The 8,778-nt window shown below is 66.6% G+C and carries 10 protein-coding genes and 1 pseudogene; 5 read left to right on the plus strand and 6 right to left on the minus strand.

What is annotated here, in order from left to right; translation table 11 throughout:
- Positions 1-165, plus strand: a 165-nt coding sequence (locus ACWDUA_RS23565) for a transposase (RefSeq protein ID WP_449753476.1), incomplete at its 5' end; no start/stop codon positions are given.
- Here the strand turns inward: ACWDUA_RS23565 and ACWDUA_RS23570 are convergent.
- Positions 145-1,119 (minus strand): annotated as a pseudogene (locus ACWDUA_RS23570) (IS1380 family transposase); the annotation flags it as partial. The gene ACWDUA_RS23565 and the pseudogene ACWDUA_RS23570 overlap by 21 nt on opposite strands.
- A gap of 363 nt (positions 1,120-1,482) precedes the next feature.
- Here ACWDUA_RS23570 and ACWDUA_RS23575 point away from each other — a divergent pair.
- A complete protein-coding gene (locus tag ACWDUA_RS23575) occupies positions 1,483-1,929 on the plus strand; it encodes a hypothetical protein (protein ID WP_449753448.1) in 447 nt (148 codons plus the stop codon).
- On the opposite strand, the gene ACWDUA_RS23580 is transcribed toward ACWDUA_RS23575, so the two are convergent.
- On the minus strand, positions 1,908-2,189 hold the full coding sequence (locus ACWDUA_RS23580) for a hypothetical protein (protein ID WP_449753449.1): 282 nt from the start codon (positions 2,187-2,189) through the stop codon (positions 1,908-1,910). The genes ACWDUA_RS23575 and ACWDUA_RS23580 overlap by 22 nt on opposite strands.
- 359 nt (positions 2,190-2,548) lie before the next feature.
- Between ACWDUA_RS23580 and ACWDUA_RS23585 the strand changes: the two genes are divergently transcribed.
- The gene (locus tag ACWDUA_RS23585) at positions 2,549-3,409 is read left to right on the plus strand and encodes a LysR family transcriptional regulator (RefSeq protein ID WP_449753450.1); all 861 of its coding nucleotides are present in this window, start codon (positions 2,549-2,551) and stop codon (positions 3,407-3,409) included.
- A gap of 53 nt (positions 3,410-3,462) precedes the next feature.
- Here the strand turns inward: ACWDUA_RS23585 and ACWDUA_RS23590 are convergent, their stop codons facing one another.
- A complete protein-coding gene (locus tag ACWDUA_RS23590) occupies positions 3,463-3,921 on the minus strand; it encodes a CGNR zinc finger domain-containing protein (RefSeq protein WP_449753451.1) in 459 nt (152 codons plus the stop codon).
- A 66-nt stretch (positions 3,922-3,987) separates the two neighbouring features.
- On the opposite strand from ACWDUA_RS23590, the gene ACWDUA_RS23595 reads away from it, so the two are divergent.
- Positions 3,988-4,779, plus strand: a complete 792-nt coding sequence (locus ACWDUA_RS23595) for an SDR family NAD(P)-dependent oxidoreductase (protein ID WP_449753452.1) — start codon at positions 3,988-3,990, stop codon at positions 4,777-4,779.
- A gap of 171 nt (positions 4,780-4,950) precedes the next feature.
- On the opposite strand, the gene ACWDUA_RS23600 is transcribed toward ACWDUA_RS23595, so the two are convergent.
- From ACWDUA_RS23600 to ACWDUA_RS23610, 3 genes are all read right to left on the minus strand, one after another.
- The gene (locus tag ACWDUA_RS23600; RefSeq protein ID WP_449753453.1) at positions 4,951-5,763 is read right to left on the minus strand and encodes a universal stress protein; all 813 of its coding nucleotides are present in this window, start codon (positions 5,761-5,763) and stop codon (positions 4,951-4,953) included.
- Between the two features lie 81 nt (positions 5,764-5,844).
- The gene (locus tag ACWDUA_RS23605; protein ID WP_449753454.1) at positions 5,845-7,383 is read right to left on the minus strand and encodes an acetyl-CoA hydrolase/transferase family protein; all 1,539 of its coding nucleotides are present in this window, start codon (positions 7,381-7,383) and stop codon (positions 5,845-5,847) included.
- A gap of 99 nt (positions 7,384-7,482) precedes the next feature.
- Complete coding sequence (locus ACWDUA_RS23610) at positions 7,483-8,274, minus strand: DUF6319 family protein (protein WP_449753455.1); 792 nt, start codon at positions 8,272-8,274, stop codon at positions 7,483-7,485.
- A gap of 86 nt (positions 8,275-8,360) precedes the next feature.
- Between ACWDUA_RS23610 and ACWDUA_RS23615 the strand changes: the two genes are divergently transcribed.
- Positions 8,361-8,732, plus strand: coding sequence for a TraR/DksA family transcriptional regulator (locus ACWDUA_RS23615; RefSeq protein ID WP_449753456.1), 372 nt, complete (start codon positions 8,361-8,363; stop codon positions 8,730-8,732).
- The last annotated feature ends 46 nt before the right edge of the window (positions 8,733-8,778 follow it).

Here is an 8,778-nt window from a genome sequence, read left to right on the forward strand (position 1 = left end):
GCCGAACTCTACAAGGACCGCAACGTCGTCGAACGATCCTTCTCCTGGTCCAAGCAATGGCGAGGACTGGCCACCCGCTACGACAAACTCGCCATTACCTACCGGGCCGGGGTGACTCTCAACGCCATCCTCAACTGGTTGCAACGGTTGGGAGACACGCCCTAGCCTGCGTATTCCGGCGAGGAGAAGCGCCTTGTGGGGTGCGTGGGCGGCTAACTTCAACTGTGTTCGGCGGGCGTGACGGCTGATTTTGGCGGCGATGGTGAACAGGCGGCGGCGTAGCCGTTTGGGTTCCCACCGACGGGCGTCGGTGTAGGTGAAGGCCAGCAGCTGAGTCCAGGCGATCAACTCCCACGCGAGCATGACCAGAGCGCACCAGATCTGGTTGTGGCACAGCCATGCAGCGGGAGGTTCGTCAGTCCACAGTCTTTGGCGGTGCGGATCCGGTCTTCGCATCGAGCACGCTGGCGGTGGCGTAGTTCGAGGTCGGCGAGTTGGCCGCGGGGTGTGTTGGTGGCGAAAGCTGTCAGCCGCAAACCATCGCGATCGGTGAAGCGTAGTTGCGCACCCGGATGCGGGCGTTCTTTGCGCACGATCACTCGCATCCCGGCCGGCCAGGTGCTCAGGTCGAGAACACCGGTCAACTCGGCCACCCATGCCCCGTCACGTTCGATCCCGTCGGCGTCGTAAGCCGGGGCCCATGCCTGTGAGGAGGTGGTCGATGACGGTGGCCGTGGACTCGGTCAGGCTGAAGCCGACGGAGTATGCCAGTCGTCGGCGGGTCAGGTAGTCCAGGAAGTCGTGGGTGCCGCCGGCGGCATCGGTACGGATCAACACACTCTAACCGGGCCGTGAACCGGAGACCGAGGGCAACTGTGCCAGTGTCTGGCCCACCACGGTGATGTGGTCGGCGGCGGTGCTGGCTCCGGCATTGCCGGCCCGCAACGCGATCGCCAGCGGTTCACCGGTGCCGCCGGCACCGTGGTCGACGAACGCGCAGAGTGGGTGACATCCAAAGCCCTGCTTGTAGGTTGGTGCGGCGTGTTCTTTCTCCGAGTGTGTGGTGACCCTGTCGGTCGCCAATTGCGTCCTGGGCGCCAGAGAACGGTCGAGTTCATGCAGTTAAGAGCACTGCCGACCAGTCACCACCGGTTCTGCAAAGAATCGGCGCAGACGATTTTCAACGCAATTGGCGAGCCCCAGGTCAGATCATTGCCACTCGCCACTGTTCTTGCTCGCTCACACTCGTCCACACGTGACGAAAACGATGCAGGGAAGGACGACATCCTTGAATGCACGCCTAACGATCTATTCGAGCCCTACGTGGAGATGCGTGCTGCAGCTACGGGGGACGGACCAGCGAGCCCAGCGGATCTCGGCATCGGCGAGAAGCGCCCAAGCGCGGGTCCCCGGTAGAGTCTTGCTGTTGCCGTGTGCGCCAACGGTGCATGGCGTTCATCTTGATGATAGGAGCGGATGCCAATGCGGGACCGCGATTCCCTGCTCGACGCGATTGTCGCCGACCTGCGGGCCGGTCCCGACGATGCCGACGAATTCGATGTAGCTGCACTCGTCGACGCAATCCGCGCGGCCACTGGCAGCTACCAGACACCACCCGCAGACCGGTACTGGCGGTTGGTGTACGGCCATCATCGCGAATCGCTATTGGTCGACGCCGTCACTCGAGCGCACATTGCGGTCGCAGACCTGCGCCCTCACATCACAGTCAACGAGTCCGACGAACAACTTATCCTGCGAGCCGATACCGGCGCGGCCGTCACGATCCAATGGACAGCTGCAGGCGTCGACAGCGGGCTGCGCTACGTGCACACTGATCACTCTGGGGCGGAGGTGTCTGCCGGTAGGCTCAGCTCGCCGGCAGCCGTTGACGGCTTGGTCAGCGTGCTTCAGTCCGGGCGGCCGACATGACGGCCCATCCCGCCCCGTATGCGAAAGAGCGCAACCCTGCCGTCGTTGACGAAGGGGACAACGATTCGTTGATTGAGCTGTGTGGCAAGGTGTGATGCTCGCCGAGGTCCGAGCATCAGCCATCCCGCGAGGGCGGCCCAGACCGGGCTGATGCTCGAGAAGGTCCCGAACATCGCCGCCGGAACACGACGCAGTGCCACCACATCCGAGATGTACGGGACGAGGGACGACAGTAGTCCGCACGCGAGGGCAAGGAGCATTGCGGCCGTCGTCGGCGGGTGGATGACAAACCAGTTCGCGGCCACAGGGAGCCATCGCGGCCACCGGGAGCCAGAGTCCGCCTATCACCGCACTCGCGACCGCGGTGCCCTGCAGGCCCGGGATCAGTCGGCCGACACTGCGGTTCAACAGGATATAGGCGGCCCACGATGCGGCGGCGGCCAGCGCGAACGCAACACCGAGGACGTCGGTGGTCGGTCCGGGATCGGTGAGCACGACGACACCGGCGCCGGCGACGATCGCACACCCGATGTCGAGGACGCGGCCGGAGGTGACGATCGCGACGGTCAGCGGCCCCAGGAACTCCACCGTGACCGCCAGGCCCAACCCGATTCGTTCGATGGCCAGGTACAGGCCGAGGGAGCTACGGGTCTTCGTCATGTGCGCCGAGCGGGGTTCGTTCACCGATGCGGCTGCGGAACTGCACATCTCGCAGGCCGCGGTCTCGCGCACGATCGCCTCGGCGGAGCGTGTGATCGGCGATCGGCTGCTCCGTCGCGTACCGCGCGGGTGTGAACTGACCAGCGCCGGACTCGAGGTCCTCCCCCATGCGCGTCGCCTGCTCGCCGAGGCGGAACGGTTCGAGCAGTTCCTGCAGACCCGGCACGGACAACTACGGCTCGGATACGCGTGGGCCGCACTCGGGCGTCACACCGCTCCCCTGCAGCGGCAATGGGCCCGAGACCACGAGGCGATCCAGCTCGAACTCGTGCGACATAACTCCCCCACGGCGGGCCTGGCCGAGGGGCTGTGCGACGTGGCGATCGTGCGCCGCACGGTGGACGTGCGCCGCTTCGATTCGGTGGTCGTCGGTCTCGAACAACGCTTCGTCGCATACGCCTCCGACGACCCCCGATGGGCCAGGCGCCGCCAGGTCACGATGGCCGAGATCGCCGAACGCACCGTGGTGATCGACCCTCGTTCGGGAACCACCGGTGAGGAGCTGTGGCGTGGTTTCGAGCACCCGCCCGAGTTCATCGAGACCACCGACGTCGACAGCTGGCTCGACGCCATCGCGGCAGGACGCGGCGTCGGGAGCACGGCCGCGGCGACCGCCGACCATCATGCGCGTCCCGGGATCGTCTATCGACCCGTCAAGGACGGACCGCGTATCCCGGTACACCTGGTCTGGTGGCGTGACGCCCGACCGAACGGCCTCACCGAACTCATCGATGCCGTCACACGGCTCTACGCCGGCTGACCAGCCCGGACGTGCACCGAATCTCGCACTACCTCGCAATGGTTTGATCCATGTCAACCATTACCGGTCTGACGGCCCGCCCTCGCCCGATGGCGCTGTACCGCGTCGGTGTTGCCACAGCGGGTGCAGCAATAGGCGCGGCGACCGTTGCGGCTGGTGTCGACGAACACCTGTCCGCATCCCGTGCGCGCACATCGTCCGAGTCGGCGGCCGTCGGCCTCGACGGTGAAGATCGCCAGGCCGCCGGCGGTGACCGCCATGATCCGGCTCACCACGTCGTCCTCGTCCGGCGTGAAGTGCAGATGTGGCCGTAGCCCATCGTGTGTCGTGAGATACATGCTGGCGACACCGTCGACGAGGAGTGCATTGACGGCCTCGCATCGGCGTTTCTCGGTCGCTGCGGTGAACACCGTGCGCAGGCGGGTGGTCCATCGGCGCAGTTCGATCAACGACCGGTCGTCCAGGTCGGGCCACCGGATCGAGTGATCGGCGAACACCTCGCCGACGGCCACGATCGTCCAGCGATCGTGCCCACCCCGACTCCCTGACCCCACACGACCACGGAAAGGTCATTCGACATGGACACAGGACTGCGCGACAAGGTCGTCGTCATCACCGGCGCCGCATCGGGAATCGGCGCCGCCTCCGCCCGTGCGTTTGCGGCCGAAGGCGCGAAGCTGGCACTCGTCGACCGCGACGAAGCCGGACTTGCCGCCCTCGCGACCGAACTCGGGAGGGTCGGTTACGCCGTCGCCGACCTGAGCACCCTCGACGGTGTCACGACCGGGCTCGACGAAGCACTTGCCCCGTATGACGGACGGGTCGACGTCCTGTTCAACAACGTCGGTGCCGGAAGTCTCGGTCTCTTCGACACGCTCAGCGACCAGGACTGGATCGACGCCTTGCAGCTCAACTTCCTGAGTCAGGTCCGCGCGGCAACCCATCTGCTTCCTCGTATGCGCGCACAGCACTCCGGCGTCATCGTGAACAATGCCTCCGACCTGGGGCGTCAGCCGATCGTCGGCGGACCCGACTACGCGGCGTCGAAAGCGGCGATCCTCTCGTTCACCACCTCCCTGGCCAAGTCCGAAGGTCCATACATTCGCGTCAATGCCGTCGCCGCCGGTGCCACCATGTCGCCGATGTGGTCCATGCCGGGAGGCCTCGCCGACACCTTCGCCGCGGTCCACGGGGTGTCGCGGGACGAGTCGATCGAGGCCGAGATGAAGGCACGCAACCTTCCCCTCGCCCGTATCGGGCAACCCCATGAGGTGGCGAATGTGGTCGTGTTCCTCGCTTCCGATCTCGCGTCCTATGTGACGTCGAGTGTCTATGGCGTCGACGGTGGTTCGGTCGGCAGCATCGTCTAGACCGTACCTGGCCGATTCGGCCGGTCTGACGATGACCAGTCCGGCCGAATCGGTTCAGGTGTACCCGAGACAGCCTTGGGCGCAGGCGAGATGGAGCCGGCTCGTGGACGGTCGACCCGTGGGGAGAGCACCGCCGATCGGGACTGGACCCGCGCTCTGTGTCGGCGGCGGTCAGCCTCCGATCCCCACCGAGACCACCATGACCGGAACCGCTGACGCCCGGAGGATCTCCCGGCTCGTCGAGCCCAGCAGGAGACTGCGCAGCGCTCCCCCGCCGCGACATCCCACCACCACCAGTTGCGCGTCGTGCGCGACATCGAGTATCCCCTGTGCCGCAGGGGCACCGGACACGACGACGTGCACCGCGACATCGGGATGACGGCGTCGGGCCTCGACGATCTGCTCCTCGACCGATGTCTGCGCCTGCACCGCATCGCCGCCGGTCGCATGGACGACAGTGACCCCGGTCCTTCGCGCTTCCGCGGCGGTGAACGCACTCAGTGCGACGGCCTGCGACAAGGGCGATCCGTCTATCCCCAGCACGACCTGTCCATCTGTCGGCGCCGGGCCGGAAACGGCCACCACCGGGCACGCCGCGTGGGCGGCGACATCTGCGCTGACCGAACCGGTCACCAGCGATTCGAGGCCGCCGAGCCGGTGAGTGCCCACGACGAGCACGTGGGCGTGGCGCGAGATCTCATACAAGACATCCGTCGGATGGCCGTCCAGCACGACCCCCGAGATCTCCTGACCCCCGACGTCACCGGCTACCGATGCGACCGCGGCATCGACATCTGCCTGGACATGCTCACGGAGGATGTCGTCACGACGAGCGGAGTCCTCGCCATGCACCTTGGCGACACCGACCACCTCCAGTTCCCGACACGTCAATCGCGACTCGCGCGCGGCGAAACGCACCACATCCGCCGATAGATCGGATCCGTCCACGGCCGCGACGATCGGGGTCTGCCCATCGATGTCCATACCGGGCACACTGCCAACCCGTGGGCCGGCGCGCCAGGGCACAAGGTCGAGGGCGGTGGAGCCCCGGCCCGGCTGCGGTTCTCAGCGCATCGAGCCGGTCTCGAGATAGCGCTGGTGGAAGCCGAATGCCTCACCGAGGAGGTGCGGTGTCTGGCCGGCACCGGGCTGCGCCTCGGCACGCGTGAAATAGTCGTGCAACATCGGCCGGTACTCGGGATGCGCGCAGTTCTCGATGATCAGATGCGCCCGTCGACGGGGTGACAGACCACGCAGATCGGCCAGGCCGTGCTCGGTGACGAGGACCTGCGTGTCGTGCTCGGTGTGGTCGACGTGCGGCACCATGGGGACGATCGCCGAGATCGTGCCTCCCCGTGCCGTGGACGGGCTCAAGAACATCGACACGTATCCGTTGCGCGCGAAGTCACCCGAACCGCCGATGCCGTTCATGATCTTGGTGCCCATGACATGTGTCGAGTTCACGTTTCCGTAGATGTCGGCCTCGAGCATGCCGTTCATCGCGATCACCCCCAACCGCCGGATGATCTCGGGATGATTGCTGATCTCCTGCGGCCGAAGGATGATGTGCTTCCGATAGAATTCGATGTTCGCCGTCAGCTCTTCGATCCCCTCCTCGCTCAGCGCGAGGGCCGTGGCCGATGCATGCGCGACGGTTCCGTCCTTGACCAGGCGGAGCATGCTGTCCTGGATGACCTCCGAATAGCAGGTCAGCCCTTTGTATCCGCCACGGTCGAGACCGCCGAGCACGGCGTTCGCGACGTTTCCCACACCGGCCTGCAGCGGAAGCAGTGAGTCCGCCGGGAGTCGTCCGGCGCGCACCTCGTGGGCGAAGAAGTCCAAGACGTGGCCGGCGATCGCCTGACTCACGCCGTCGGAGGGGGTCAGCGGGTTGGCGCCGTCACGGCCATGGGTCTCCACCACGGCGATGACCTTGGCCGGATCGACCCGGAACGTCGGCTGACCGATACGGTCCTCGACCCGGGTGAGCTGGATCGGCTTGCGGTTCGGTGGCAACGCGGTGCCGTAGTAGACGTCGTGCATCCCCTCCATCTCCGCGGGAACCCACGAGTTCACCTCGAGGATGATCTTGTCGGCGACGTCGAGCCAGGTCTTGTTGTTGCCGATCGACGACGACGGGATCAGCTCCCCGCTCTCGGTGACCCCGGCGACCTCGACGACGGCGACGTCGACCTTGCCGTAGTAGCCCTCCCACACCTGCTGGGCGACGTGGGACAGGTGGATGTCGACGTAGTCCATACGACCGTCGTTGATCTTCTTTCGGGCCGTCGACTCGGCCTGATACGGCATACGCAGGGCGATGCCGTCGACCTCCGTGAGCAGCTTCTCGGTCTCCGACGTCACCGAGGCCCCGGTCAGCAGGTTGATCGTGAAGTTCGAGCCCGTCGCCCGGGTCTCCCGAATCCTCTCGGCCAACGCCGGGACGACCGCCTTGGGGGTGCCCGCCCCTCCGAAACCACTGATCGCCACGGTGTCGGAGGGATGGATGAACCGCACCGCCTCCTCTGCAGACATGACCTTCGCCGTGAACGCTGCGCTACGAATACGTCCTGACGTCTGAGACCGGGATGAAGAGGAGATCACGCCTCAGGATAGACACACCCGACTGTGTGGCATGTGGGGTGATGGGCGCTTCAGTGCCTGTGTGGTGTGGTGTAGGACCGACCGTCCCGTGGCCGCGGGTCAGGGGCGCTCGTCGTCGACGTCGAGTTGGGCCAGGGCCGCGCGTGCGGTCTCGAGCTCGAGACTGAGCTCGTCGATCCGCTTCTGTGCCGCCTCACGCGCCGCGGTGATCACACCGTCGACGGCATCGATCGCGGCGTCGTCGCCCAGCTCGCGCATCGCCCGCGCGACGCGGTCTGCGGCCACCTCGGTCGGTTTGCTCTTCTTGCTGCCGTTCGCCACCACGACCGTCCACGACCCCTCCCCACCCGACGTCACTGTGACACTGACCGACGCCTTCGAGGCCTTCGCGGATCGCGCGGCCCTCGGGGGTGTCGTCTTGGCGGTCGTCGTGGGGCTCGAAGCCTGTGTTGCGGTGGGCTCGGCACCGCGTGTGGGCTGGCGTTTCACCACGGGCGCAGCAGATTTCGCCGGGGCCGCGGACTTGGGCCTTGCTTCGGGTTCGGCTGATGAGGCCGGTGTGGGTGACGGGGAGGTTGTCGGCGCCGACGGACGAGGTGAGGCGGGCGCGGCGGCTGGTCGGCGTCGGGAAGCCGGTGTCGGTGTCGGTGTCGCGGCACGCGAACGCTGGAGTTCGTTGGCCTCGAACGGGAGTTGGTCGTCGATGCCCTTCGGACTCACCGTCACCGTCGTGCCATCGACGGACACCACACGTGCGGATGCCCCTGCCTCGAGCCCGAGCGATGGCACCGGATCGGCGAGATACACCGTCACGCGCTTGCCTGCGGCCACTCCGGCGGCCAGTGTCTCCAGGTCGTCAGGGGTCAGTCCACTGCTCTTGCGTGCGCTCACGTGACCATGTTCGCACACGCGTGCGACGACAGGTGGCAGGACCCGGCGGCGTCGGTGTGGCAGGTTGCGCGGCGTACAAAGGAACGATGACCGAGCACGATGGGCGCGTGGGCCGGGCCGCCCTGATCGCGGAGCGCACCTCGACACTCGGTCTCGTCGAGTCGTTGACGGAGCGTCTCGCCGCAGTGCTCGAGGCCACCGCGGACGAGGCCGCCGACGACGAGCACGACCCCGAAGGGGCCACGCTCGCCGTCGAACGCGGTCACCTGATCGCCCAGATCGAGCGGTCACGTGTACGCCTCGAGGAGATCGATGCGGCGCTCGACCGCGTCGGTGAGGGGTCCTACGGTCGATGCGAGACATGCGGCTCGCCGATCGACCCCGAACGCCTCGAAGTCCTCCCGGCAGCTCGGCAATGTGTGGACTGTGCGATGCGGCGGCCGTCGAAGCGGTGGTGAGATCCTCCGGGGTGGTCACCTCGGTGAGTTCGGCCGGCGGGGGTTT

The organism is Gordonia sp. NPDC003376 (assembly GCF_053589235.1).

Bases quoted from the DNA above. Each gene is read 5' to 3' on its own strand.
- ACWDUA_RS23575 (WP_449753448.1), top strand. From the start codon at position 1,483: ATGCGGGACCGCGATTCCCTGCTCGACGCGATTGTCGCCGACCTGCGG.
- ACWDUA_RS23580 (WP_449753449.1), bottom strand. From the start codon at position 2,189: ATGCTCCTTGCCCTCGCGTGCGGACTACTGTCGTCCCTCGTCCCGTAC.
- ACWDUA_RS23585 (WP_449753450.1), top strand. From the start codon at position 2,549: ATGGCCAGGTACAGGCCGAGGGAGCTACGGGTCTTCGTCATGTGCGCC.
- ACWDUA_RS23595 (WP_449753452.1), top strand. From the start codon at position 3,988: ATGGACACAGGACTGCGCGACAAGGTCGTCGTCATCACCGGCGCCGCA.
- ACWDUA_RS23600 (WP_449753453.1), bottom strand. From the start codon at position 5,763: ATGGACATCGATGGGCAGACCCCGATCGTCGCGGCCGTGGACGGATCC.
- ACWDUA_RS23615 (WP_449753456.1), top strand. From the start codon at position 8,361: ATGACCGAGCACGATGGGCGCGTGGGCCGGGCCGCCCTGATCGCGGAG.